This is a genomic window from Sinorhizobium sp. 22678 (genome assembly GCF_052044265.1).
Classification (GTDB): domain Bacteria; phylum Pseudomonadota; class Alphaproteobacteria; order Rhizobiales; family Rhizobiaceae; genus Sinorhizobium; species Sinorhizobium meliloti_A.
Map to the genome: position 1 here is coordinate 50,480 of NZ_JBQEMS010000002.1, position 23,262 is coordinate 73,741.

Annotated in this window: 26 protein-coding genes; 10 read left to right on the forward strand and 16 right to left on the reverse strand. The window is 63.2% G+C overall.

The genetic code is table 11. From position 1 onward, the window contains the following. Positions 1–74: 74 nt before the first annotated feature. The 3 genes from ACTJKL_RS03645 to ACTJKL_RS03655 form a co-directional block, all read right to left on the reverse strand. Positions 75–434: a response regulator gene (locus ACTJKL_RS03645; RefSeq protein WP_026168803.1), complete on the reverse strand. Its 360-nt coding sequence runs from the start codon at positions 432–434 to the stop codon at positions 75–77. Between the two features lie 222 nt (positions 435–656). After that, positions 657–1,202: a hypoxanthine phosphoribosyltransferase gene (gene hpt / locus ACTJKL_RS03650; protein WP_440852205.1), complete on the reverse strand. Its 546-nt coding sequence runs from the start codon at positions 1,200–1,202 to the stop codon at positions 657–659. Positions 1,203–1,265: 63 nt separating this feature from the next. Beyond that, on the reverse strand, positions 1,266–1,676 hold the full coding sequence (locus tag ACTJKL_RS03655; protein WP_440852206.1) for a hypothetical protein: 411 nt from the start codon (positions 1,674–1,676) through the stop codon (positions 1,266–1,268). 424 nt (positions 1,677–2,100) lie between these two features. On the opposite strand from ACTJKL_RS03655, the gene ftsE reads away from it, so the two are divergent. The 4 genes from ftsE to ACTJKL_RS03675 all read left to right on the forward strand — a co-directional run bounded on the left by ftsE (position 2,101) and on the right by ACTJKL_RS03675 (position 5,422). Beyond that, positions 2,101–2,724 (forward strand): cell division ATP-binding protein FtsE, encoded by a 624-nt coding sequence (gene ftsE, locus ACTJKL_RS03660; protein ID WP_234704940.1) that lies wholly within the window; start codon positions 2,101–2,103, stop codon positions 2,722–2,724. Then, complete coding sequence (locus tag ACTJKL_RS03665) at positions 2,717–3,733, forward strand: cell division protein FtsX (protein WP_100674184.1); 1,017 nt, start codon at positions 2,717–2,719, stop codon at positions 3,731–3,733. The genes ftsE and ACTJKL_RS03665 overlap by 8 nt, the downstream gene beginning before the upstream one ends. A gap of 105 nt (positions 3,734–3,838) precedes the next feature. Then, positions 3,839–4,537, forward strand: coding sequence for a YdcF family protein (locus ACTJKL_RS03670; protein ID WP_018096913.1), 699 nt, complete (start codon positions 3,839–3,841; stop codon positions 4,535–4,537). A 102-nt stretch (positions 4,538–4,639) separates the two neighbouring features. After that, positions 4,640–5,422 (forward strand): lysophospholipid acyltransferase family protein, encoded by a 783-nt coding sequence (locus tag ACTJKL_RS03675; protein ID WP_127708920.1) that lies wholly within the window; start codon positions 4,640–4,642, stop codon positions 5,420–5,422. A 7-nt stretch (positions 5,423–5,429) separates the two neighbouring features. Here ACTJKL_RS03675 and ACTJKL_RS03680 read toward each other — a convergent pair whose 3' ends face one another. Continuing rightward, positions 5,430–5,984 carry a gamma-glutamylcyclotransferase gene (locus ACTJKL_RS03680; RefSeq protein WP_379938029.1) on the reverse strand — a complete coding sequence of 185 codons (555 nt, stop codon included), beginning with the start codon at positions 5,982–5,984 and terminating at the stop codon, positions 5,430–5,432. 303 nt (positions 5,985–6,287) lie between these two features. Between ACTJKL_RS03680 and ACTJKL_RS03685 the strand changes: the two genes are divergently transcribed. Then, on the forward strand, positions 6,288–7,301 hold the full coding sequence (locus tag ACTJKL_RS03685) for a DUF2125 domain-containing protein (RefSeq protein WP_440852207.1): 1,014 nt from the start codon (positions 6,288–6,290) through the stop codon (positions 7,299–7,301). Between the two features lie 31 nt (positions 7,302–7,332). Here the strand turns inward: ACTJKL_RS03685 and ACTJKL_RS03690 are convergent, their stop codons facing one another. The 3 genes from ACTJKL_RS03690 to ACTJKL_RS03700 form a co-directional block, all read right to left on the reverse strand. After that, positions 7,333–8,259: a prephenate/arogenate dehydrogenase family protein gene (locus ACTJKL_RS03690; RefSeq protein WP_440852208.1), complete on the reverse strand. Its 927-nt coding sequence runs from the start codon at positions 8,257–8,259 to the stop codon at positions 7,333–7,335. Beyond that, positions 8,256–9,362 (reverse strand): histidinol-phosphate transaminase, encoded by a 1,107-nt coding sequence (gene hisC / locus ACTJKL_RS03695; RefSeq protein ID WP_440852209.1) that lies wholly within the window; start codon positions 9,360–9,362, stop codon positions 8,256–8,258. Before hisC ends, ACTJKL_RS03690 begins: the two co-directional genes overlap by 4 nt. A 122-nt stretch (positions 9,363–9,484) precedes the next feature. Further along, on the reverse strand, positions 9,485–10,249 hold the full coding sequence (locus tag ACTJKL_RS03700; RefSeq protein ID WP_100674177.1) for a class I SAM-dependent methyltransferase: 765 nt from the start codon (positions 10,247–10,249) through the stop codon (positions 9,485–9,487). A gap of 100 nt (positions 10,250–10,349) precedes the next feature. On the opposite strand from ACTJKL_RS03700, the gene gloB reads away from it, so the two are divergent. Then, positions 10,350–11,120 carry a hydroxyacylglutathione hydrolase gene (gene gloB, locus ACTJKL_RS03705; protein WP_440852210.1) on the forward strand — a complete coding sequence of 257 codons (771 nt, stop codon included), beginning with the start codon at positions 10,350–10,352 and terminating at the stop codon, positions 11,118–11,120. Continuing rightward, positions 11,121–11,561 carry a cupin domain-containing protein gene (locus tag ACTJKL_RS03710; RefSeq protein WP_440852211.1) on the forward strand — a complete coding sequence of 147 codons (441 nt, stop codon included), beginning with the start codon at positions 11,121–11,123 and terminating at the stop codon, positions 11,559–11,561. Positions 11,562–11,564: 3 nt separating this feature from the next. Here ACTJKL_RS03710 and yddG read toward each other — a convergent pair whose 3' ends face one another. Continuing rightward, positions 11,565–12,452, reverse strand: coding sequence for an aromatic amino acid exporter YddG (gene yddG, locus ACTJKL_RS03715; RefSeq protein WP_275597408.1), 888 nt, complete (start codon positions 12,450–12,452; stop codon positions 11,565–11,567). A gap of 161 nt (positions 12,453–12,613) precedes the next feature. Continuing rightward, complete coding sequence (locus tag ACTJKL_RS03720; RefSeq protein ID WP_198516874.1) at positions 12,614–13,405, reverse strand: DUF3108 domain-containing protein; 792 nt, start codon at positions 13,403–13,405, stop codon at positions 12,614–12,616. A gap of 412 nt (positions 13,406–13,817) precedes the next feature. On the opposite strand from ACTJKL_RS03720, the gene rpmB reads away from it, so the two are divergent. Both rpmB and ACTJKL_RS03730 read left to right on the forward strand, forming a co-directional pair. Continuing rightward, on the forward strand, positions 13,818–14,108 hold the full coding sequence (gene rpmB, locus ACTJKL_RS03725) for a 50S ribosomal protein L28 (RefSeq protein WP_003527451.1): 291 nt from the start codon (positions 13,818–13,820) through the stop codon (positions 14,106–14,108). A 135-nt stretch (positions 14,109–14,243) separates the two neighbouring features. Continuing rightward, the gene (locus ACTJKL_RS03730; protein WP_100674172.1) at positions 14,244–14,882 is read left to right on the forward strand and encodes a VUT family protein; all 639 of its coding nucleotides are present in this window, start codon (positions 14,244–14,246) and stop codon (positions 14,880–14,882) included. Positions 14,883–14,955: 73 nt separating this feature from the next. Here the strand turns inward: ACTJKL_RS03730 and ACTJKL_RS03735 are convergent, their stop codons facing one another. The 4 genes from ACTJKL_RS03735 to ACTJKL_RS03750 form a co-directional block, all read right to left on the reverse strand. After that, positions 14,956–15,948 (reverse strand): esterase-like activity of phytase family protein, encoded by a 993-nt coding sequence (locus ACTJKL_RS03735; protein WP_440852212.1) that lies wholly within the window; start codon positions 15,946–15,948, stop codon positions 14,956–14,958. A gap of 40 nt (positions 15,949–15,988) precedes the next feature. After that, the gene (gene cobT, locus ACTJKL_RS03740; protein WP_018096901.1) at positions 15,989–17,884 is read right to left on the reverse strand and encodes a cobaltochelatase subunit CobT; all 1,896 of its coding nucleotides are present in this window, start codon (positions 17,882–17,884) and stop codon (positions 15,989–15,991) included. Between the two features lie 49 nt (positions 17,885–17,933). Continuing rightward, positions 17,934–18,929: a cobaltochelatase subunit CobS gene (gene cobS, locus ACTJKL_RS03745; RefSeq protein ID WP_003527456.1), complete on the reverse strand. Its 996-nt coding sequence runs from the start codon at positions 18,927–18,929 to the stop codon at positions 17,934–17,936. 75 nt (positions 18,930–19,004) lie between these two features. Then, the gene (locus ACTJKL_RS03750; RefSeq protein ID WP_100674170.1) at positions 19,005–19,640 is read right to left on the reverse strand and encodes a J domain-containing protein; all 636 of its coding nucleotides are present in this window, start codon (positions 19,638–19,640) and stop codon (positions 19,005–19,007) included. Positions 19,641–19,779: 139 nt separating this feature from the next. Here ACTJKL_RS03750 and ACTJKL_RS03755 point away from each other — a divergent pair, with 139 nt between their 5' ends. Beyond that, entirely contained in the window at positions 19,780–20,061 is a 282-nt protein-coding gene (locus tag ACTJKL_RS03755; RefSeq protein WP_100674169.1) for a BolA family protein, read from the forward strand. 60 nt (positions 20,062–20,121) lie between these two features. On the opposite strand, the gene ACTJKL_RS03760 is transcribed toward ACTJKL_RS03755, so the two are convergent. Genes ACTJKL_RS03760 through ACTJKL_RS03770 form a run of 3 tightly spaced genes read right to left on the reverse strand, consistent with a single transcriptional unit; the run spans position 20,122 to position 23,139 of the window. Then, entirely contained in the window at positions 20,122–21,426 is a 1,305-nt protein-coding gene (locus ACTJKL_RS03760) for an HlyC/CorC family transporter (RefSeq protein ID WP_100674168.1), read from the reverse strand. Continuing rightward, the gene (gene aroB / locus ACTJKL_RS03765) at positions 21,423–22,556 is read right to left on the reverse strand and encodes a 3-dehydroquinate synthase (protein ID WP_100674167.1); all 1,134 of its coding nucleotides are present in this window, start codon (positions 22,554–22,556) and stop codon (positions 21,423–21,425) included. Before aroB ends, ACTJKL_RS03760 begins: the two co-directional genes overlap by 4 nt. 4 nt (positions 22,557–22,560) lie before the next feature. Further along, positions 22,561–23,139 (reverse strand): shikimate kinase, encoded by a 579-nt coding sequence (locus tag ACTJKL_RS03770; RefSeq protein ID WP_003527461.1) that lies wholly within the window; start codon positions 23,137–23,139, stop codon positions 22,561–22,563. Between the last annotated feature and the right edge of the window lie 123 nt (positions 23,140–23,262).

Here is a 23,262-nt window from a genome sequence, read left to right on the forward strand (position 1 = left end):
TGCGGGACGAGGGGTCGGGCGGCCTCTCCGAAGCGCCTCTTCCCGCGTCCCGCATCAAAGGTTTACGATCGGCGTCAGGCGGCCAGCGCGAGCGCGACGGCCTTGCGAATGTCGGGCAGTGAAAATGGCTTCTCGATGACGTCGACGACCTTGCCGGAGAGGTCGTCGGCACGCTCGCGTTGCTCGGCGTAGCCGGTCATCAACAGGATTTTCAATGCCGGAAAAGCGGCGGACGCCTGATGCGCAAGCTCGATGCCGTCCATGACCGGCATCCGGATATCGGATAGCAAGAGATCGAACGGCTGATCGCGAAGGCAGGCAAGCCCATCGGCTCCGTCCCCGGCTTCAACCGTTTCGTGCCCGTCGAGCCGCAACGCGCGTGCGACGAACGAGCGCAGGCCGTCTTCATCCTCGGTGATCAGGATTTTCGCCATCATGGCCTCCCGTATTATTTCTGCGGGGAGCGGCGCGGCGATTGGATGCCATGGACGCTCCGTTGGATCTGCGTATCGTCCGCCGCCTCATGCGACCGCGATACGTCTTCCAAACAAACAGCTTTTCGTTTGATTCCGGTAAACGCGATAGGAGGCATTTTAATCATTCAGCGCGCCGGAACGATCCCCCGTGACGGGGCCACGACAGAAACGGCGCGCCGGTTACGTCGCGTCGCCGGTCACAACCCCGACGAACGGCAGTTCGCGGAACGCGTAGGCGACATCCATTCCGTAGCCGACCACGAAATGATCCGGGCATTCGAAGCCGACATAATCCGCTTCGAGATCGACGCGGCGCTTCACCCGCTTGTCGAGCAATACAGCGATCGTGACGTTTCGTGCGCCGCGCTCCAGGAGCAGTTCCTTGGCGAAACGCAGGGTGCGGCCGGACTCCAGAATGTCGTCGATGAGGAGCACGTCGCGGTCACGCACGTCGCTGTCGATATCCTTGGTGACCTTGACGCCCTTGGATTCGGTCCCGGTTCCGTAGCTCGAAAGCGTGATGAACTCGACCTCCGGAGCAAGGCCTGCCGCATGCATGGCGCGGATCAGATCGGCCGCGAAGATGAAGGAGCCCTTCAGGATCGAGATGACCAGGAGATCCTTGTGCGGCCCGCGAACGATATCGCCGGCCATTTCCTGATTTCTCGCCGCAATGGTTTCGGCGCTGTAGAGGACTTCGATATTCTTGCCGCGGACGACGGGCATAAGGGTTTCTCCATTCGCAAGGAAGAACACCGGCCTTCCCTTCTTCAGCCGCGCTTAGCACATTCAGCGATCGGAAGCACCGCCTTTTCCGCCCTCCATCGGCAGCGGGTGCATGTCGGCCCGTCCGTCGCCTCCGAAACCGGCGATCAGCAGGAAAACCGTAAGTCCGAGAAAGGCGGCCAGGCCGGCAAAGCGCCGGGGCGACATCGCATCGATCCTGGTCCCGGCCGCGACCAGGATCCGCCGTGCTGCACGCCGCATTCCCGGGGCGGCCGCCGCGCCGGCCTTCGGCCGGGCGCTGGCCCGGCGCTTGTCGTTGAACACCGGATACGGGCTGCGCCGCGCGGTCGGCGCAACCGTTTCGAACTCGACATCGATATAGTCGAGGCGCCGCGGCTGAGCGGCGCCCGAACGCGAGGCGCGCTCCGGTGGAATGAGGTCGATGCCCGCGGTCTTTGCGCGAAATGCCTGCATGGCCGCTCCCCGAACGCGGCGCCGGACGTCTTGCCTGCAGCGCCGTACGTCTTCGCTCGATGCACATGCCATCCGCGATGGATGCAAGGCATTGCTTCGAATCCTGACGAGACGTAAACCGAAATGGTTAATCTTTTGAAAACAAGGCCGCGAAAGCGGCGTCTTTTCATGGAACGTTAACCCTTGCTTAACCATGGTGTCACGCCGGTTTTGCCTTGGCAGAAGCGCAGTCCTACTGCATGTTCCTGAATTCGGAACCGGTGCAGGCAGACATGCGGTGCTTCAAGTGCTTCACCGGCCGTCGCGCATCTGATAGACGGGTGGAGCTGCGATAATCCGGCCTTCGGCGGAATTGGCGAGGGTCGTGACGAGAGACTGGGCTGTCCCATTGATTCACTTTGAAAACGTCGGCTTGCGCTATGGCATGGGACCGGAGATCCTCCGGGACCTGACATTCGATATCCCGCGCCGTTCCTTCCAATTCCTCACCGGTCCGTCGGGCGCCGGCAAGACGACGCTGCTCCGCCTCCTCTTCCTGTCGCTCAAGCCGACGCGCGGCCTCATCCGCATGTTCGACCGCAACATCTCCTCCATTCCCCGTGAGGAGTTTCCGATGCTGCGCCGTCGGGTCGGCATCGTTTTCCAGGACTTTCGCCTGCTCGACCACCTGACGACCTATGAAAACGTCGCCCTGCCGCTCCGCGTCCGCGGCAAGGAGGAGTCTAGCTACCGTTCCGACGTGCTCGAACTCCTTAAATGGGTCGGGCTCGGCGAGCGCATCAACGTGCTGCCGCCCGTGCTCTCCGGCGGCGAGAAGCAGCGCGCCGCCATCGCACGGGCGCTGATCGACCGGCCGGAGATCCTGCTTGCCGACGAGCCGACCGGCAACGTCGATCCGCCTATGGCGCGCCGATTGCTCAATCTCTTCATGGAACTCAATCGGCTCGGGACCGCGGTGGTGATCGCCACGCACGACCTGTCCTTGATGGATCAGGTCGAGGCCCGGCGCATGATCCTGTCACAGGGACGGCTCGACATCTATGAATGAGAACCGCGTTGCCCGCAGCGAGCCTACCCCTCCGCCGCAACAGCAGCAGCGTCGCAGCGAGATGCGCGTGCGCCCGACCGGGCCGATCGTGCCTTCCGCCAACGTTTCCGGCCATGCGCTCATGTGCGTCATCGCCATCATGTCCTTTCTGGCCTGCCTGACCCTCGGCGGCGTCAGCATGGTGCGCGCGACCGCCCAGAGCTGGCAATCGCAGATCTCCCGTGAGATCACCATCCAGATCAAGCCGGACGACAACCTCGACATGGAGAGGGCTCTCGCCGACGCCCGTGATCTGGCCCTGACCTTCAACGGCACGACAGGCGGCACGATCATCGACCGCGCTGCGACCGCGCGCCTCCTCGAACCGTGGCTCGGTGGTGGACTCGACCTGAACGAACTGCCCGTGCCGCGGCTCGTCGTCATCACGATCGACGAGAGCAATCCCCCCGATTTCGCCGCGATGCGAAAGGCGCTCACCGAAACGATCCCGCAGGCCTTTCTCGATGATCACCGCACCTGGGTCGATCGCCTGGTTGCGATGGCGAGCACGACCACGATGATCGGCACCGGCGTCCTGGTACTGGTCTTCTCCGCAATGGTGCTGACGGTGGTTTTCGCCACCCGCGGCGCCCTTTCCGGCAACCGTCATATCGTCGAGGTCCTGCATTTCGTCGGGGCGGAAGCGAGTTTCGTCGCCGCCGAATTCCAGAAGCACTTTCTCCGAATCAGTCTGAAGGGCGCCGGCGCCGGCGGCCTTCTCGCTGCGCTGTCCTTTGCGCTGGCGAGCTTCTGGCAGTCGCAGACGCTTGCAACCCCTGAAACGGATCAGGCGACCGCTCTGTTCGGTACCTTCGCCATCGGCTACACCGGCTATCTCGGCATCTTCGCCATTATCGTCGTCATTGCTCTGCTGACGACCTTGACGGCGCGCCTTACAGTCATGCGGACGATCTACGAAATCGATCTTATTCGATCCGATCCGGGCCGGACCGACACCTTTCAGGGTTGAAATCGGCCGGAAGACCATGAATTGCCCGCAATCGATCTATTCCCTGCCGCAATCTGCGGCTATGTGATGAGAATCATGAAGGCGGGAGAACTACGCGGGAGCGGGATGGCCGAAAGGGGCAAATGGCTGGAGAGGGCCGCGCGCCGTCGCCAGTCCCGCAGCCTGTTGCGCAAAGTGCTGCGCCGCGGCTTCTTCGTGCTGCTCGCCTTTCTCACCATATTCATCGCCGGCTTCCTGCAATTCGCCGACACCGTCGCCTCGCTGCAACCGCCTGCCACTCCGAAAGCGGATGCGATCGTCGTGCTGACCGGCGGCTTCCAGCGAATAGACCAGGCTGTCGATCTCCTGAAACTCGGCGCCGGAAAGCGGCTCTTGATTTCCGGTGTTCATCCGTCGACGACACGAAGCCAGATCCGGCGCAATACGCAGAGTTCGGCCGACCTGTTCAAGTGCTGCGTCGATATCGGTCGTGCGGCGATCGATACGATCGGCAACGCCACCGAAACCTCGCAGTGGATCCGCAACCGAGGTTATCGGACGATCCTCGTGGTGACGAACAATTACCACATGCCGCGCAGCCTGCTCGAACTGCGCCGCGCCAGGCCCGAAACCGAATTCATTGCCTACCCGGTCGTCAATTCGGATCTCAAGACGACCAACTGGCTGCGCAATCCGCTGGTGCTGAAGGCCATTCTGCTCGAATACGGCAAATACTCCGTCGCCTCGCTGCGCGATGTGATGGGCGCCCGCTGGACGAACGGCCTCAGGACGGAGCCCTTGCCCGTTGCGCCGGCCGGGCAATAGCGCCGCCGGAGAAAGGCGCTCCCGTCGCGAGGCTGTTTTCCTCCGCCGCATATTCGTGTAGGCAGCGTGGCGCACCCGCACCCGCACCCGAGAGTCTGCCTGATGATCATCCTGCGTTCGATCCTCTTCAATCTGGTCTTCTACGTTAACCTGATCGTGCAGATGATCGTGCTGACGCCGTTCTATTTCCTTGTGCCGCGCAAGACGGCCTGGTTCGTTCCCAAGAACTGGGCGCGCAGCAACCATTGGCTGCTCGCGAAGATCGTCGGTACGACCTTCGAGATCGAGGGCCTCGAGAACATTCCGAAGGGCGCCTACATCTTCGCGCCCAAGCATCAGTCCTTCTGGGATGCCTATGCGCTTCTGCCCTGGCTCGACGATCCCTTCTATATTCTCAAACGGGAACTCACCTGGATACCTCTGTTCGGCTGGTACATCGTCAAGCAGCGCATGGTTCCGGTGAACCGCGCCGCGCGCGGCAAGGCGATGACAGAGGTGATGGACCGCACGAAAAACGAGATGGCGACCGGGCGTCAGTTGATCATCTATCCCGAGGGGACGCGCCGTCCGCCCGGCGCTCCGCCGGAGTACAAATACGGCATTGCCCGGCTCTATCGGGATCTCCAGGTGCCGGTGGTTCCCGTCGCGATGCATCCGGGGCTGTTCTGGCCGCGGCGCAAGTTCCTCCGTTTCCCTGGCCACTTCAAAGTGCGTGTCCTCCCGCCGATCGAGGCCGGGCTGGATCCGGACGCATTTCTGGCGAAGCTGGTGGAAGTTACCGAGGCTGCGAGCGACGACCTCCTCATCGAAACCGTGCGAGCCAATCCGCACCTGCCGTTGCCGCCCACCGCCGAACAGCGGCTGCGCGAACTCGGGGCACGGTAGCCTCCCTTCAAGCCCGGACCGACGCAGCTCCGCCGGCCGTCAACTTCGCGGCAACTTCCTCCAGCCAATGGTCGCGGATACCCATTTCGCGAAGATGTTCGAGCGTGTTGAGAACGTATTCGCTGTTCGGCCCGGACTTGCCGGCGGCGACGGCGACCGTCGCGGCCGCCTCCTCCGCGCTCAACGCACCGGCATACTGGACATGGCAGCGGTCGATCACATAGGTCAGCGCGGGCACGCGGTGTCCGCTGGAAAGTTGCACCGGCATGATCCTTTCCTTGTAGACGTGCGTGACCAGCTCGCGTTCGCGCAGGTAGTCGATCACCTCCGCCTTTTGCGCAGGCGCCACGCGGAATGCCGTCCCGACGCAGGAGCCGCCGTAGTCGAGCCCGAGCACCAGGCCGGGGTGCCGTTCAGTCCCGCGGTGAACCCAGGAGCGCACGCAGAGGGATCGGCGGTAGCCGAAAGCGCGCGCCGTCAGCTTCTCCTCGAAGCGAAAGCCCGGATTCCACATCAACGACCCGTAGCCAAAGACCCAAAATTCGTCCATATCCGCTGCCATTCATCATGCCGCCGGCCGGCCACCGAATCAGTCCACCGAATCAGTGTTCGACGCTCCTGCGGCGTACCGAAATTTTTACTGCATAATTCCTGGGACCGTATCGGTCGAAGGACAAAATTGTGCAGCAATTCTCTTGCAATCGAACTGGTCGCGCCGATAGCCCGTGTCGCGATTGCGGATGAAGGTTAGTTCGCCGCATGGGAGTCGGCCACCCGAAAGGCGGCTCCCGGCGGCAAGAGCGAGATGAGTTTCTGGTCCACCCGACCTGAAACCGTCGTGATTTAGTGTGGAGTACCCGACAACATGACTGTGACCGCCGTCGCCAAGTCATCGCCTACCGGCAGGAAGTTCTTGTGGCTGGCAGCAGGTATCGTGTTCGTGATCGGCCTTTATTCCGCCGGCTGGTTTCTCGCCGCCGACCAGATCCAAAAGCGGCTGACCGCCTATCTGACGAAGGGGCAGTCGATCGGCTTCAGCGGCGAATGCGCCGAGATGGAGGTGCGTGGCTTTCCCTTCCGCCTCGGTCTGTTCTGCGACAAGGTTCGCCTCGACGATACGCGCCGCGGCGCCTCCGCGTCCTTCGGTGCCCTGCGAACGGCGGCGCAGGTCTATCAGCCCGGGCGTGCGGTCCTCGAGCTCGACGGCCCCGCCGAAATCCGTGTTTCTCCCGGCGTCACCATTTCCGCCGACTGGACGCTGCTCCGCGCAAGTGTCGCCGCGACCCTCTCTGGCATCGACCGGACCTCAGTGGCCTATGACAATCTGACCGGCACCGCGCGCTCCCCCCTGACGGGCGAGGGCCTCGGCTTCGGCGCCAGCCATGGCGAGCTCCATCTGCGCCAGAACGACGGTAACCTGGACGCGGCACTCAGCATCGAAAAGCTCGACCTGCGTCCGGACCAGGGACCCAGTCTTGCCGCACCGGCCGATGTCGCAATGGACCTGACCGTTACGGACAAGGCAGAATGGCTTCAGGCGGGTGCTTTGCCGCCCCATATGCTCCGCGGCACCAGAGGCGAGTTGCGGCAATTGACACTCGATGCGGGCTCCGGAATGAGCGCAAAACTCACCGGGCCCTTTTCGGTGAATGATCAGGGGCTGATTTCGGGGGAATTCTCTCTCACGCTTGCGAATATCGACGCCTGGCGGGAAAACTTCGTGAAGATCGCTCCGGACGAAACCGACCTGATCGACAACGTCGCCAACATGTTGAAGGCGCTTGCCGGCGGCAAGAACGAAGCCACGGTCAAACTGAACGTCCGCGACGGGACCGCCTTCCTCGCCTTCGTTCCGATCGGTATGCTGCCGGCGCTGTGAGCGACGGACTTCGCAGCCGGCTTCCCGCAGCCTACTTCTGATCCATCGCGTGCCGGCCGAAATCGGGCATGGCGGTGTCCTGACCGGCCTGAACGATCGAGCGGCGTATCGCCCGCGTGCGGGTGAAGAGATCGAAGAGCTTGTCGCCGTCGCCCCAACGGATCGCGCGTTGCAGGGAGGCGAGATCCTCGGAGAAGCGGGCGAGCATTTCCAGGATCGCGTCCTTGTTGTGCAGGCAGACGTCGCGCCACATGGTCGGGTCCGAAGCGGCAAGGCGGGTGAAGTCACGGAACCCCGAGGCCGAGTATTTGATCACTTCGGACTCGGTCACCGTTTCCAGATCGTCCGCGGTGCCGACAATGTTGTAGGCGATGATATGCGGGAGATGCGAAACGATCGCCAGCACCTTGTCGTGATGTTCCGGATCCATCTCGTCGACCATCGATCCGAGCGTTTCCCAGAACAGCCTGAGCCTGGCGACCGCGTCTTCGTCCGTGCCGGCCGGCGGCGTCAGAATGCACCAGCGCCCGCGGAAGAGGCCCGCAAAGCCGGCATCCGGGCCGGAATGCTCGGTACCCGCGATGGGGTGACCGGGCACGAAATGGACGTCCTTGGACAGGTGCGGCGCCATCTGCGCGATGACCGATCCTTTGGTCGAACCGACATCGGTGACGATCGCACCCGGTTTCAGATGGGCTGCGACCTCGGCGGCGACTGCGCCGGATGCCCCCACAGGCACCGACACGATGACGAGATCCGCGTCCTCGACAGCCTCGGCCGCCGAAAGCGTGTAGCGGTCGCCGAGGCCCAGCTCGCCGGCGCGCTTCAGCGTCGCTTCGCTGCGCGTCGTGACCACGATCGTACCGGCGAGCTGCTTCTCGCGAACGTCCCGGGCGATGGACGATCCGATCAGGCCGATGCCGATGAGGGCTATGGTTTCGAACTGCTGAGCCATCATTTCCGTCCCATGAATTCAGTCAGTGCCGCGACCACGCCCTCATTCGCTTCTTCCAAGCCGATCGTCATTCTCAGCGCGTTGGGGAAACCGTAGGCGCCGACGGCGCGCAGGATGAAGCCGCGGCTCGTCAGATAGGCATCCGCGTCGCTGGCCGACATGCCCGCTTCCTCAGGGAAGTGAATCAGCACGAAATTGGTGACCGAGGGGGTGACGCGCAGGCCGATATCCGTCAGTGCCTGACCGACCTTTGCCAGCCAGGTGTGATTGTGGTCAGCCGCCGCGGCAACGAAGGCCTGATCGCGGATCGCCGCGGCGCCGGCGGCGATCGCGGGCGCGTTGAGATTGAAGGGACCGCGGACGCGGTCCAACGCCTCCACCACGTCGCGCGGCGCGTACATCCAGCCGATGCGCAGACCGGCAAGGCCGTAGATCTTCGAAAAGGTTCGGGTCATCACCACGTTGCGGTTGGACGAAACGAGCTCCAGTCCCGCCTCGTAGTCGTTGCGCCGTACATATTCCGCATAGGCCGCATCGAGCACCAGCAAGACGCCGGCGGGCAGGCCCGCATGCAGACGCCGGACCTCGTCGACGGGGATATAGGTGCCGGTCGGATTTGCCGGATTGGCGATGAAGACGATCTTCGTCCGCTCGGTCACGGCCGCGAGTATCGCATCGACATCGACGCGCTCGTCTCTCTCCTTGACCGTGACGGGTATCCCGCCCGACGCGGTGATCTGGATCCTGTAGACGAGAAATCCGTGTTCGGTGACGATCCCCTCGTCGCCGGGACCGAGATAGGTATGGCAGAGAAGACCGAGCAGTTCGTCCGACCCGTTGCCGCAAAGGACGTTGGCGGGGTTGAGCCCGTGAACCGCCGCGATCGCTTCCTTGAGCGCATTCGCCTGACCGTCCGGGTAGCGTTCGAGATTGAAAGCCGCCTTCTGGAAAGCCTCGATCGCGCGCGGGCTCGCGCCGAGCGGCGTTTCGTTCGACGACAGCTTGTGAACCTTGGCGACGCCGGGCGCATGTTCCTTGCCCGGCACATAGGCGGCGATGTCCAGGATGCCGGAACGCGGCGCAGGGCTTTTCAGGGCAAGATTCATCGGACCAGCTTTCACGGGAAGAATGCGGTCCAGCCAATACCGGGGACGGTGATATTTGTCGAGTGCGACGTGACGGCGGCCGGTGGGAGGAGGCAAAGCGGTGACGGGCGGCAGACTGCGACCTACGGCGCTTTCGTTGTCCGACTGCGCGTGCTGGGCACGCCCCGCGGCGCCAGCACCGGGACGAAGACGCGGCGCGAGGCGCGTGCGGCCACCGGCAGGCCCTGATAAAGCCGCTTCTGCGCCTCGACGATGATCACCCCCGAAAAGACCGGCCAGAGCGATCGGCCGAACCGTTCCAGACCGTGGCGCAGCCGAAGGGCAAGCTTGCGCTTCGAGGGCGGAAAGAAGAGCGCCTCCGTCGTGGCGCCGGGCGTGAAGTTGGTCTCGCGCAAGAGCGCGGTCAGCTGCCCGCGGGAATAGGGCCGCCCCGAGCCGAAGGGCGTGTGCTCCATCTGTGCCCAGACGCCGCGGCGATTCGGTACCACGATGATCAGACGTCCGCCGGGCGCCAGCACGCGCCAGATCTCCTTCATCGTTTCGCGCGGGCTTTCGGCAAATTCCAGGGAATGGACCATCAATACGCGATCGATCGAGGCATCGGGCAGCGGCAATTCCTCGTCGAAGACCAGTGCCGTCGAGGACAGGTCTGCGACCGGCCAGTTCACCGCACCCTGCCCGGCCGGCATGAAGGCGAAGGTCCGCTCCGTATCGGCACGGAAGCGCTCGAGATAGGGCACCGCATAGCCGAGCCCAAGGAGCCTTTCCTCGGGCAGGCGTGCCCAGATGGAAGCAAGGGCTGAGCTGACCGACTGTTCCGCCATGCGGCCGAGCTCGGAGTGATAGAATTGGCGGAGATCGACGATATCGGTGTGCATGGGCAACATGTTAGACTCCAGGCGGTAGACTTCAAGGCGAGCCTCGCTACATTCGAACCGGGCGGGATCGCCGCTTTCCGATGCCCCACACCGATCGGAGGACCAAAACATGGCCGCGCTCGAACTCGATCTCTTTCTCTGCCGCACCGACAATTACGGTGTGCTCCTCCACGACCGGCTTAGCGGCGCTACGGCATCGATCGATGCACCGGAGGAGCGGCCGATCCTCGACGCGCTCGAACGGCGCGGATGGCAATTGACGCATATCCTCACCACGCATCACCACGGTGATCATGTGGCTGCGAATGCCAGCCTGAAGGAACGCTTCGGCCTCACCATCATCGGGCCGAAGAACGAAGCGCCGAAGATCCCCGGCATAGACAGATCCGTGGGACATGGCGAACGCTTCGACTTCGCCGGCCATCCGGTCGATGTCATCGAAACGCCGGGGCACACCTCCGGCCACGTCTGCTACCATTTGCCCGAGGACAGGCTGCTTTTCGCCGCCGATACGCTTTTCGCGCTCGGATGTGGCCGTCTCTTCGAGGGAACGGCCGAAACGATGTGGCAATCGCTGAGCCGGCTGATGGCGCTTCCCGACGACACGGCCATCTATTTCGGCCATGAATACACCCTTGCCAATGCCCATTTCGCCGTCACGGTCGATCCGGAAAATACGGCTTTGAAGGAGCGTGCGGCCGAGATCGAGGAGACCCGATCAGATGGCGGCTTCACCGCGCCCACGACGATGGGCCTGGAAAAGCGGACAAACCCGTTCCTGCGCGCCGGCGATCCGAAGATCCGCGCGCTGCTCGGCATGGAAAAGGCGAGCGATGCCGCCGTCTTCGCGGAAATACGAAAGCGTAAGGACAATTTCTAAATGGCGGCTCGGGAAATGACGGCGGCGGCTATCATTGAAACGCTGGGTCTCGCCCGGCACCCGGAAGGCGGCTGGTACGGGGAGACGTTCCGCGATGCCAATGGTGGCGCGCGTGGCCACTCGACGGCCATCTACTACCTTCTCGAACGGGGCGACCGTTCGCATTGGCACCGGGTCCACGATGCCGCCGAGGTCTGGCACTACTACGCCGGCGCGCCGCTCGAGCTCAGCATCGCCGAGCCGGGCAGGCCCGCTTCGCAGACCCGGCTCGGTCCCGACCTGCTCGGCGGCGAAAGACCGCAACAGGTCGTTCCCGCCGGCTGGTGGCAATCCGCCACTTCGCTTGGGGAGTGGACGCTCGTCGGTTGCACCGTCGCACCCGGCTTCGACTTCGCCGCCTTCGAAATGGCGCACCCCGATTGGCGGCCGGCTGAGGAGTGAGTTCTACTCCGCAGGCAGCGTGGCCCTGCCCTTTCGGAAGATCATATCCTTTGCCGCAAGCACGGCGCCGCCCGTCACCAGCAGGCAGGCAGCCACGATCCGCCAGGACGGCTCGGCAAAGCCGAACAGAATGAGGATCAGGGTCGAAAGCACCGGCGCCGCATAGCTCGCAACGCCCAGGAACTGGATGTCACCGTTCTTCACGCCGTAGTCCCAGGCATAGAAGGCGGCACCGACCGGCAGCAGGCCAAGCCCCGCCACGGCGAGCCACTCGAAGGTGGTTTCAGGCCAGACCGTCGTTTCGAGTCCGAGATGGCAGAGGAAGGACAGAGCGGACGTCGCAAGGCAGAAACCGGTCACGACATCTGTGGATACCGCATCGAAGCGGCGCGTGATCAGCGAATAGCCGGACCAGGTAAAGGCGCAGAGGAATGCTGCGCCGTAACCGAGTGCATAGGCGTCATCGAAGGCGATGCCGTTGCGCGCAACGATCAGGATCGTTCCGATGAGCCCCGCAAGGGCGCCTGCGACATGGTGCCAGCGAAGCTTCTCGCCCGGCAGCAGCGCCGAGCCGACAACGATGAAGAGCGGCCAGAGATAGGCGATGAGCCCCGCCTCCACGGCCGGCGCATTGCGAAGCGCCGTGAAATAAAGAAAGTGGTAGCCGAAGAGACCGGCAATGCCGATGATCCACACCCTTGCCGGCTGCTTCAGAAGTGCGAGGCGCTCGGGCTTCGACGCCAGGACGGCGATGCCGGGCAGACTGCCTATGAGAAAGCAGACGGCGGAGAGTTGGAACGGCGGCATCTTGCCGGATGCGGCAGTAAAGAGCGCCAGCAGCGACCACATGAGGATCGCGGTGAAACCGATCAGCGTTGCCTTGAACTTCATTCCCCCCTCCGCGGCCCTGCTGATCAAACATGTAGACTTCGGCGGACGCGGCCAGCACCCCACCGAATCGCACTGATCTATCGCGCTTAGGTGATTCCGGAAAGAGGGAGTGCGATTCTCGGGGGCCCGTCAGGAAGAGCCCTGGAATCCCAACGGCGGGCTCAATCGCCGAAGCGCGTCGCCGAAACCGTGACCGCTCCGATCTTCGTCGGTATGCGGGCATAGACCGGAGCATAGACGTCCACGCCGTTCGCCCTCGCGTACCAGATCTCCATCGTTCCCAGGCGGCGCAGATATTCGACGTCCTCGCGGCCCTTCCGGTACCCCGCCTTCGGTACGAAGCGGATGCCGCAGACGATCACTTCGCCCTCGAATCCCCTGGTTTTGAAGTTTCGCGTTCCCTTCGGAGACAGTCTTATGTCGAGCCGGGATTCCCCGTCGAAGATCGGCAGCGTGTTGGGGCAGACCCGGGCTTTTGCCGGAATGAGCAGACCGGAAAGCGGGTCCAGCACATTGCGCATGTCCCGGCTCGTGACCGGCACCCAGTTCTTCGGCAGTGGATTACGCTTCGGAACCATGCTCGCGCGCACGACATTGCCGTTTCGGAAGCTCACATTGATGGCCCGGCCCTTCCGGCCGCTGCGGTAGGACATGGAATATTCGCTTGCCCGGAGATGGTCGCGGTCGATTACTCCGGAGACACGCGTCTGCCCCGTGGTGCGGCTGATGATATCCACGAGGCCCGCGGAATTCAGGGTTCCCGAAATCGTGTAGCGATTCTTTTCGACCTCGGTGTGGAACGATGCGCGCGCCAAAGGCAGGCCGGCGAGCGCGATGCTGTAGTCCGTCTGATGCGAGACTTCCGCAGCAAGCGGGGCTGTGGAAAACATCATGGCGGCCAGGAGTGCCGGCGCGCGAAAACCAATGCACAACTTCATGCCCGAAAGCCCCATTCTCTGCTGCATGGCCCTGATACCGGACCGGCTCACAACTCCATGCAGCGGTTCACAGTGTTTCAGCGACTTGCCGATCCGAAGACAGCCGGCGCATTTATGTCGCAATCCCCCGGAATGCAGGCGGTTTGCGGCATAAATGCGCCCGCTCGAAATCTGGCGCAGTCCCCATGGAAAAGATAGCGCATCGGCCGCTCTCTTGGAATGCGTCTTGCGCGCCGGAACGGCCGTGCTTATGAGTGCGGAACAGGCGAAATCGCCCCGATCGCTCGGGAATGCAAAGGTTTGACTTGACTGGCGGGCCACCTGTGACTATAGAACCGCGACTTTCCAATAATGGCCAACAGGAACGCGGCCTGGGCTCTGGGCCCGCTACCGCATTGTCCGGCGGCGATAAGAGAATAGGTGTACCATGTCCCGTAGTTGCGAATTGACCGGCAAGGGCGTCCAGTCGGGCAACAATGTCAGCCATGCCAACAACAAGACCAAGCGCAAGTTCCTGCCGAACCTGTGCAACGTCACGCTGATTTCCGATGCTCTCGGCCAGCGCTTCCGCCTGCGCGTTTCCGCTGCGGCTCTCCGCTCGGTCGAACACCGCGGCGGTCTCGACGCCTTCCTGCTGAAGGCCGACGAGAATGAGCTCAGCATGCGCGCCCGCCTGCTGCGTCGTCAGATCGTCAAGAAGGCTGCCGAAGCCGCCTGATAGCGCCGGTACTTCTGCCGATATCTTGAAGAGGCTTGCGGGTTTGCCCGGCAAGCCTTTTTCTCGTGTCGTCCATCGCCGCGCAAGCACCTGCCTGCGCATCCGTCAACTGGTGGCATAACCCAGGATAAAAAAATGCTGATCAACCGTACGTTCTACCTTTATGTGGCGCTGATGACCTTCGTGGTCGTGGCGTCGAACTTCCTCGTCCAGTATCCGCTCCCCGGTTCGATCGCCGGGATGCAACTGGGCGACCTCCTGACCTGGGGCGCCTTCAGCTATCCCTTCGCCTTCCTCGTCACAGACCTGACCAATCGCCAGTTCGGGCCGCGAATCGCGCGCCGCGTCGTCGTTGCCGGCTTCGCCGTCGCCGTCATGCTCTCCGTTCTCGCCGCGACGCCGCGCATCGCGATCGCCTCCGGTTCAGCCTTCCTGCTCGGCCAGCTTCTCGATATCTCGATCTTCAACCGGCTCAGGCGCCAGACCTGGTGGCAGGCGCCGCTCGCGGGCTCGCTGATCGGTTCGGCCCTCGATACGGCGATGTTCTTCTCTTTCGCCTTCGCCCCGTTCTTCGTGTTCTTGGGTGCGAATGACGGCTTTGCGCTGGAAACCGCGCCCGTTCTCGGCCTGCTCAGCGTCGACGCCCCCCGCTGGGTTTCCTGGGCGCTCGGCGATCTCGCGGTGAAGATCCTCTGCGGTATCGTCCTGCTGCTTCCCTATGGCGCACTGATGAGCGTCGTCAAACCCATGCCGGCGGCAAAAGCAACCGCCTGAAACCCTCAGAGCACTTCCGCATGCGGAAGTGCGTGGTTCAAAGCATTGGAGCGGCGGGGCATTCGGCCCCGTTTCACTTGATCAGCCGGAACTCGAGCATCAGGTTTCGCTCGAGGATCGAGTGGTTGTCATCCGAGACCAGGATCAGCCGGATCTCGCCGTCAGGCCACGAGATGACGTCGAGCGCCTCCATATTGTCGATCTGATAGCTCATGTCCGCTTCGAGCATGACGTCGCCGTCGACCACGGCGCCAGGTCGGATTTTCCCCGCGGCGATACGGCGAACACGCATGCCGAGACCGGAGGCGAAATTGAATCGCCGCTCGAGGAGAAGCAGGTCGCCATCCGGCAGAAAGGCGCCGTCGGTTACCGAATAGGGATCCGCGCGCACGACCGTGAAGGCGCCTTTCATCGGCCCCTCCAATATCCCCGCAAAAAGATTGTCCGCCTTGTCGACGCTGCGCTCGGAGACGACCACGGCCGCGCCGCGAAGCGGGCCGTTCTTCGGCGCGATCGCGATCGTCTCGATGCCGCCATTGCTGCGCAGCTCTTCGACGGAGAACGGCAGGGTCATCTGCCCCAGGGGACGCGCCTCGGCGAAGCCGGGAAAAGGATAGATTTCGATGCGTGGCGACTGCTCGAAGCTGACGATCGCCTGACCTTCGCGCAGGGCCAGCCCTTCGGAATCGACGCGCCATTTCTCGAGCTGCGCTTCGCCCGTCGCGTCGGTCATCGGCGTGACCTTGAGATCGGTCAGCCCTTCGAGCCCGCCGGCATCGTCGCGGATGACGGCCCCCTCGACCCAATGGCCGGTGTCCATCACCGCGACGAAGGACTGGCCGTCCGGCAGAAACCGGATGGCCGACAGCGCACCGAACAAAGGGTTGGCCGACGTCATCTCGATGCCGCCCATGAACTCGAGCGCGCCGAAGACCGTTTGACCGGAGCCGACCTTGAACTGGGATATCTGCCGGCTCTTGACCGGAACGATCTCGCGCGCCGGCTCCGCGCGCGCGACAGCAGCCGAAATCAGCAGGAAAAGCACGGCAATGTTTCGGCAGAACATCTGAAGAATGACCTTACGGGTGGCCGCGGCCGGAAATCCGTTAACCGGCGCGACGTGCTCCGCCCGGGCGGCGGCGCATACTCTCGTCCTCGAAGAGCGCCGCAAGCTGATCCGTCATCGCCCCCGCCAGTTCGTCCGCATCGACGATGGTCACGGCGCGGCGATAGTAGCGTGTGACGTCATGGCCGATGCCGATCGCAAGCAGTTCGACCGGCGAGCGCGTCTCGATCTGCTCGATAACGGCGCGCAGATGCCGCTCGAGGTAATTTCCGGGGTTGACCGAAAGGGTGGAATCGTCGACCGGCGCTCCGTCCGAGATCATCATCAGGATGCGTCGCTGCTCGGACCGCGCCAGAAGACGATCATGCGCCCACATCAGCGCCTCGCCGTCGATGTTTTCCTTGAGCAGTCCCTCGCGCATCATCAGGCCGAGATTGCGGCGCGCTCGACGCCAGGGCGCGTCGGCGGACTTGTAGATGATGTGACGCAGGTCGTTGAGGCGGCCCGGCGATTGAGGCTTGCCGCCGGCAAGCCATTTCTCGCGCGATTGTCCGCCCTTCCACGCCTTGGTTGTGAAACCCAGGATTTCGACCTTCACGCCGCAGCGCTCCAGCGTGCGCGCAAGAATATCGGCGCAGGTCGCGGCGACGGTGATCGGGCGGCCGCGCATCGAACCGGAATTGTCGATCAGGAGCGTGACGACCGTGTCGCGGAAGTTCGTGTCCTTCTCGCGTTTGAAGGAGAGCGGCTGCATCGGATCGATGATGATGCGCTGCAGGCGGGCGGAGTCGAGATAGCCCTCTTCGAGATCGAACTCCCAGGAGCGGTTCTGCTGTGCCATCAGGCGGCGCTGCAGGCGGTTTGCGAGGCGTCCGACCGCGCCCTGGAGATGGGCGAGCTGCTTGTCGAGAAAGGCGCGCAACCGATCGAGTTCCGCCTCGTCGCAGAGCTCCTCGGAGGCGATGGTTTCGTCGAACTCCCGGGTATAGACGGAATAATCGACCTTCTCGTTGAAATCCGCGAAGGGATGGTTCGGCCGCTTCACCTCGCCGGGCGTTTCGCTGTCCTCGTCGCTCTCGTCCTGGAGATCGTCGTCGGAAATTTCCGCGCCATCCATCTCGCCTTCTTCCATCTGCTCCTCGGCAGACTGGTTTTCGTCGGCGGGCGCGGCGTCGGAGCCTTCTTCCTCGTCGCTGGCGTTTTCGTCCTGCTCCTGGCTGCGCGGCTGGTCCTCGTCGGTCTCGCTCTCCTGCTCGTCCGGCTCGTTATCGTCCTCGCCGTATTTCTCGGCAACATCCATCGAAGACAGCATGTCGCGCACGACGCGGGCGAAAGCCTGCTGGTCGTTGATCGTACCCGCCAGATTGCGCATGTCGGGACCGGCCTTCTGCTCGATGAAGTCGCGCCAGAGGTCGAGGACCTGACCAGCCGACTCCGGCGGCTTCTCCCCGGTCAATTTCTCGCGCACGAGCAGTGCCACCGCCTCTTCGAGCGGCGCGTCCGCTTGAACGTCGATGGCAGCGAAATTCGCCTTGCTGTATTTCTCCTCGAGCATGGAGGAGAGGTTGCCCGCCACGCCCGGCATCCTGAGTGCGCCGATCGCCTCGACGCGCGCCTGCTCGACCGCATCGAAGATCGCCCGCGCGTCCGCCCCTTGCGGCGACATCGTCGCATGGACCCGAGCATCGTGGCAGGCCTTGCGCAGCGCCATGGAATCGCCGAGGCCGCGCGCCACCGCCAGTTCCTGGCGGGTCGGGCGCTTGGAGAGCTCCGGCAGCCGGATGCGTTCGGCTGTCATTCCGGGCCGCTCATTGGCGAAAGCGACCTCCAGCTCCGCATCGCCGGCGATCGACCGGATGCAGCCGGAAAGCGCCCGCTTGAACGGTTCGGCGGCGTTTTCCCTCGTAGTCGGTTTCGCCTTGGAATTCGAACTCACGACAATTCCTTCTTCAACCGGATCGGCCGTTATGCGAGCACATCGATTTTCAGGCGGTCGCTTCCAGCACGATGTTGGCAGCGCTCTCCTTGAGTTCGACGCCGAAGGCGCGCTGATAATGCTCGGCGACCAGCGCCCGCTCCAGCTCGTCGCACTTGTTGAGGAAAGTCACGCGGAACGCAAAGGCGATGTCGCCGAAGATATAGGCGTTCTCGGCCCAGGTGATGACTGTACGCGGGCTCATGACGGTCGACAGGTCGCCGTTGATAAAGGCGGCACGGGTCAGGTCGGCGACGCGAACCATCTTGGAGACCGTTTCGCGGCCCTTGTCGGCGACGAAACCCTTGACCTTGGCGGAAACGATATCGACTTCCTTGTCGTGCGGCAGATAATTGAGCGCCGTCACGATCGACCAGCGGTCCATCTGGGCCTGGTTGATCTGCTGCGTACCGTGATAGAGGCCGGTCGTGTCGCCGAGACCGACGGTGTTTGCCGTCGCAAACAATCGGAAGGCCGGGTGCGGGCGGATGACGCGGCTCTGGTCGAGCAGCGTCAGGCGGCCGGAGGACTCCAGCACGCGCTGGATCACGAACATGACGTCCGGCCGGCCGGCATCATATTCGTCGAAGACGAGCGCGACATTGTGCTGATAGGCCCAGGGCAGAATGCCGTCCTTGAACTCGGTCACCTGAAGCCCGTCCTTGACGACGATCGCGTCCTTGCCGACGAGATCGATGCGGCTGACATGGCTGTCGAGGTTGACGCGCACGCATGGCCAGTTGAGCCGCGCCGCGACCTGCTCGATATGGGTCGACTTGCCGGTGCCGTGATAACCGGAAACCATCACGCGCCGGTTGTGGGCGAAGCCGGCGAGAATGGCGAGCGTCGTCTCGCGATCGAAGAGGTAGTCCGGGTCGATTTCGGGCACATAGGCATCGCCCTTCGAATAGGCCGGAACGCGCAAATCCGTGTCGATGCCGAAAGCCTCCCGGACAGAGACCGTCGTGTCGGGGAGGTTGGAAATGTCGAGGTCAATCTTGCTCATCATAACTCCAGAGCGGACGCCCGCCGGCACCCGCGCATTCGCCTGCAGATAGTGCTTCTGTCATAATCCGGGTTGTTAGCAGAAACCAGCCTGTTTTAACAATTGGTAGGCTTGAATAACCGCCCGGAAGCGGTCTTCCGATCCCCTGTCTCCGCCATTTGCGTCGGGGTGGTGCTTCTTGACGAGCTCCTTGTATGCCGCCTTGATGTCGGCGGTCGTCGCCGAGGCCGCAAGGCCCAGCGTCTCGAAGGCCTTCGCCTCGAGCGTCTTCAGCTTGCGCAGGCGCGGCTCGTGCCGTGCCTGTCGGGCGCGCGCCTCGTTGAAAAATCCGAAAGGATCTCGCATGCGCGCCTGTGCGCCGGCGGAGCCGGAACGCGTCTGCGACTGTGTCGGGCCGTTGCGGGCGCTCTTGTTGACGCCGACCGTCCAGGTCGGACGATGGCCGGTCACCGCTTCCTTCTGGTAGCGGGCGATCTCGGTGTCGGAGAGGCCGGAAAAATAATTGTAGCCCTTGTTGTACTCCTTCACATGCTCGAAGCAGAACATGAAATACTCGCCCTCGGCATTGCGCCCGACGGGAGCCCGATGGACCGCCGTCTTGTCGCAGCCATCCCATTGGCACACCGGCGCGGACGGCTCCACGCGCGCTTGACCCCGGGGGCGCGTTCGGATGCGGTCGAAATATTTTGAATCGAGCTTCATGACGCACATTATGGGGTTTGCAGAGGGCCACAACAAGAATTGACAAAACGGAATGTTGCTGGCTTTGTGCGGGCATTTTGCATTGCGCGGATGATGCTGCCGCCTGGCTCCAGCCCCCGCAACAAAACAGGGAAATGGGACTGAAAATATGTCGCTGCAACGCCGCATCGAAGAGAAGCTCGTGGAAGCCTTCCATCCCGAGCGGCTGATGGTGATCAATGAGAGCGGTCAGCATGCCGGTCACCAGCCGGAATTCGACGGCGGCGGCGAAACGCATATGCGCGTCCGCATCGTTTCGAGCGCCTTTACCGGCATGAGCCGTGTGGCGCGCCATCGCGCAATAAACGATCTGCTGAAGCCGGAGCTCGATGCCGGCCTCCATGCTTTGGCGGTGGAACCCGCAGCGCCGGGGGAACCGACGCGGTGGTGAAGTGCAAAAGGCAGAGGGTGCGTCGCTGAGCCGCCGCTGCGCACTTCTCTTTACGGTGCCCTAACCCACCTGCCCCTCGTCCTCGGCCGCGCGGATGCGCAGCTTGGTGATCCGGTTCTTCACGCGCTTCATCACGGTGAAACGCTTCCCATAGAACGTGAAAGCCTGCCGTTCCTCCGGAATGCTCTTCGATTCATGGATCACGAGGCCGGCAACTGTCGTCGCCTCCTCGTCCGGCAACGACCAGTCCAGCGCCCGGTTGAGGTCGCGGATCGGCACGGAACCATCGACGACGATCGAACCGTCGGCTTCCTGACGTACGCCCTGGATGTCGATGTCGTGCTCGTCGGCAATGTCGCCGACGATCTCTTCGAGAATATCCTCCAGCGTGACGAGCCCCTGCACCTGGCCGTATTCGTCGACCACGATGGCAAGATGCAGCTTGCGGCGCAGGAAGGCATTGAGCTGGTCTTTGAGATTGGTCGAATCCGGAACGAACCAGGGTTTCTGCGCAATCTTGACGATATCGAGCGTCTCGGGCTCCACATTCGGCTCGGCGAGCGCCCGGAGCAGGTCCTTGGAATGGACGACGCCGATGATGTTGTCGGCCGAGCCGCGCCACAACGGCAGGCGTGTAAACGGACTTTCGAGGATCTCGCGCACGCAGGTCTGGGGCGGGTCATCCGCATTGATCGCCCGCATGCCTGTCCGGTGGATCATGACGTCGGAAACTTCGAGCTCGCCGAGATCGAGCACCCCGCCGAGCCGGTCGCGGTCCGCCTTGATGACCGACCCTTCGCGGTGGAGCAGATTGACCGCGCCGCGCAGTTCCTCATGCGCGGTGAGCATCGGCAAGTCGGAAGAAAGATTGATGCCGAAGAGGTGCAGGATGCGCCTGACGATTGCGTTGACGAGGGAGGATACCGGACCCACGACGACAACGAAGGGGCGGACCCAAGGCGCAACCGCCAGCGCAAACCGGTCCGGCGACGCGATCGCCCAGCTCTTCGGCAGGACCTCGGAAAAGATGACGAGCAGTACCGTCATGGCGACGGTGGCGATCGCCACGCCCGAATCGCCGAAGAGGCCGATCAGCAGGCTCGTCGTCAGCGACGAGGCCAGAATGTTGACGAGGTTGTTGCCGATGAGCAGCGTCCCGATCAGACGGTCGCGGCGCTCGATCAGCCGGGTGACCATGCCGGCCCGCTCATCGCCGTTGTTCTCCAGCGTATGCATCCGCGAGCGCGAGGCCGCGGTCAGCGCCGTCTCCGAGCCGGAGAAAAAGGCGGAAATAACGAGAAGGGAAATAACGGAAAGCAGCGACAGCCAATATTCCGTCAGAAAGCCCAGTAGCACATCGGTCATCGCGGGTGCTTTTCCGTAAGAAAGCTCAACACCTCCGAGGAGGGCACGTCGTCCGCCACGAAAGACTGGCCGATGCCCCTCGTAAGGATGAAGGTGAGCTTGCCTCCCTTCACCTTCTTGTCCTGGGCGATCGCCTCCATCAGCCGATCGGCCGGCGGCAACGCCCCGGGAATGTCGGCCAGGCGCGTCGGCAGGCCGACGGTTTTCAGATGGGCCTCCACGCGCCGCGCATCGTCAGGGCTCGCGAGATTCATCCGGGCTGAGAACTCATGCGCCAGAACCATGCCGATCGCAACGCCCTCCCCATGCACCAGCCGCTTGCTGTCGTAATCGGTGGCGGCCTCCAGCGCATGGCCGAAGGTATGGCCGAGATTGAGGAGGGCGCGACGTCCGTTTTCGCGCTCGTCCGCGGCAACGACGTCAGCCTTTGCCTGGCAGCTGACGGCAATCGCCTCGATCCGGGCGGGTCCGCCTGCAAAAACCGCCTGCCAGTTTTCCTCGAGCCATTCGAAGAAATCCGGCTTGTCGATCAGCCCGTATTTCGCGACCTCGGCATAGCCTGCGCGGAACTCGCGCGGGCTCAGCGTGTCGAGCGCGGCGGTATCGGCGAGGACGAGGTCCGGCTGATGGAAGACGCCGATCAGGTTCTTGCCGTGCGGCGAATTGATCCCTGTCTTCCCCCCGACCGAGGAATCGACCTGCGCCAGCAGCGATGTCGGAATCTGGATGAAGCGCGAACCGCGGCGGACGATACCGGCGGCAAAGCCGGTAAGATCGCCGACCACGCCGCCGCCGAGCGCGATCACCGCGTCGTTGCGCTCGATTCTGGCGCCGAGGATGGCCTCGCAAACCGGGATCAGATGCTCGAAGCTCTTGGTCTTCTCGCCTGCCGGCAGGATCAGGGAGACAGCCTCGATGCCGCTTTCCCCGAGGCTCGCCATAAGCGGTTCGAGGTAGCGGGGCGCGACGTTCTCGTCGGTGATGACCGCCATCTTCCGGCCCTTGAGCCGGGAAGCGACCTCCCGGCCTGCCGCGGCGATCAGACCGGAGCCGATGAGAATATCGTAGGAACGCTCTGCGAGATCGACGCGGACCCTGCGCTCGGCGGTTGGCATCACATGGCTGGTCATGGCTTCAGGCTTTCTGATGATCGGCGATGGCGGCGAGAACCTCCTCGACCATCGCTTCCTTTTTCACATCACGCGAGAGAACGGTCAGGTCCGCCTCGGCATAGATCGGATAGCGCGCGCGCATCAGGTTCTCGAGCGTCTGCTTCGGATTCTCGGTCTTCAGAAGCGGCCGCGTGTCGCGCTTGTTCACCCGCTCCCATAGCACGTCCAGCTCGGCGTTGAGCCATATGGTCAGGCCGCCCTTCTTGATATGCCGCCGCGAGCGCTCATTGATATAGGCGCCGCCGCCGGTCGACACCACCCGCGGGCCGGACCTGAGCAGGCGCTTCAGCACGCGGGCTTCCAGCGCCCGGAACTCTTCCTCGCCGTAGGTTGCGAAGAGATCGCTGACCGTCATGCGCGAGACCCGCTCGATCTCGTGGTCGGAATCGACGAAAGGAACGCCAAGCGCCTGGGCGGTCAGCCGACCGATTGCCGATTTACCCGCCCCCATCAGGCCGATGAAAACGAGATTACGCTTACCGAGAGTGCGCTTCGCCCTTTCGGCCAGCGTCGCGGAAACCGGTTCGGTCACATCGTTCATTGCGCTTCAAATTCCCCATTCCTCTCCGGTATCGACAAAACGGCGGGGAGCGTCAAGCCGTCGCTTGGTGTCGCGCGGGCTTCTTGAACTTCAGGGCGGGCCCGTTCATATAGATCACGCATC

Coding starts and splice junctions, on each gene's coding strand:
- ACTJKL_RS03690 (WP_440852208.1), bottom strand. CDS start 8,259: ATGATGGCTCAGCAGTTCGAAACCATAGCCCTCATCGGCATCGGCCTG.
- ACTJKL_RS03665 (WP_100674184.1), top strand. CDS start 2,717: ATGAATGAGAACCGCGTTGCCCGCAGCGAGCCTACCCCTCCGCCGCAA.
- aroB (WP_100674167.1), bottom strand. CDS start 22,556: ATGACCAGCCATGTGATGCCAACCGCCGAGCGCAGGGTCCGCGTCGAT.
- ACTJKL_RS03760 (WP_100674168.1), bottom strand. CDS start 21,426: ATGACCGATGTGCTACTGGGCTTTCTGACGGAATATTGGCTGTCGCTG.
- ACTJKL_RS03670 (WP_018096913.1), top strand. CDS start 3,839: ATGGCCGAAAGGGGCAAATGGCTGGAGAGGGCCGCGCGCCGTCGCCAG.
- ACTJKL_RS03755 (WP_100674169.1), top strand. CDS start 19,780: ATGTCGCTGCAACGCCGCATCGAAGAGAAGCTCGTGGAAGCCTTCCAT.
- ACTJKL_RS03735 (WP_440852212.1), bottom strand. CDS start 15,948: ATGTTCTGCCGAAACATTGCCGTGCTTTTCCTGCTGATTTCGGCTGCT.
- hpt (WP_440852205.1), bottom strand. CDS start 1,202: ATGCCCGTCGTCCGCGGCAAGAATATCGAAGTCCTCTACAGCGCCGAA.
- ACTJKL_RS03710 (WP_440852211.1), top strand. CDS start 11,121: ATGGCGGCTCGGGAAATGACGGCGGCGGCTATCATTGAAACGCTGGGT.
- ACTJKL_RS03685 (WP_440852207.1), top strand. CDS start 6,288: ATGACTGTGACCGCCGTCGCCAAGTCATCGCCTACCGGCAGGAAGTTC.
- ACTJKL_RS03645 (WP_026168803.1), bottom strand. CDS start 434: ATGGCGAAAATCCTGATCACCGAGGATGAAGACGGCCTGCGCTCGTTC.
- ACTJKL_RS03730 (WP_100674172.1), top strand. CDS start 14,244: ATGCTGATCAACCGTACGTTCTACCTTTATGTGGCGCTGATGACCTTC.
- ACTJKL_RS03720 (WP_198516874.1), bottom strand. CDS start 13,405: ATGGGGCTTTCGGGCATGAAGTTGTGCATTGGTTTTCGCGCGCCGGCA.
- rpmB (WP_003527451.1), top strand. CDS start 13,818: ATGTCCCGTAGTTGCGAATTGACCGGCAAGGGCGTCCAGTCGGGCAAC.
- gloB (WP_440852210.1), top strand. CDS start 10,350: ATGGCCGCGCTCGAACTCGATCTCTTTCTCTGCCGCACCGACAATTAC.
- ACTJKL_RS03680 (WP_379938029.1), bottom strand. CDS start 5,984: ATGGCAGCGGATATGGACGAATTTTGGGTCTTTGGCTACGGGTCGTTG.
- yddG (WP_275597408.1), bottom strand. CDS start 12,452: ATGAAGTTCAAGGCAACGCTGATCGGTTTCACCGCGATCCTCATGTGG.
- cobS (WP_003527456.1), bottom strand. CDS start 18,929: ATGAGCAAGATTGACCTCGACATTTCCAACCTCCCCGACACGACGGTC.
- ACTJKL_RS03675 (WP_127708920.1), top strand. CDS start 4,640: ATGATCATCCTGCGTTCGATCCTCTTCAATCTGGTCTTCTACGTTAAC.
- hisC (WP_440852209.1), bottom strand. CDS start 9,362: ATGAATCTTGCCCTGAAAAGCCCTGCGCCGCGTTCCGGCATCCTGGAC.
- ftsE (WP_234704940.1), top strand. CDS start 2,101: ATGGGACCGGAGATCCTCCGGGACCTGACATTCGATATCCCGCGCCGT.
- ACTJKL_RS03655 (WP_440852206.1), bottom strand. CDS start 1,676: ATGCAGGCATTTCGCGCAAAGACCGCGGGCATCGACCTCATTCCACCG.
- ACTJKL_RS03770 (WP_003527461.1), bottom strand. CDS start 23,139: ATGAACGATGTGACCGAACCGGTTTCCGCGACGCTGGCCGAAAGGGCG.
- ACTJKL_RS03750 (WP_100674170.1), bottom strand. CDS start 19,640: ATGTGCGTCATGAAGCTCGATTCAAAATATTTCGACCGCATCCGAACG.
- ACTJKL_RS03700 (WP_100674177.1), bottom strand. CDS start 10,249: ATGTTGCCCATGCACACCGATATCGTCGATCTCCGCCAATTCTATCAC.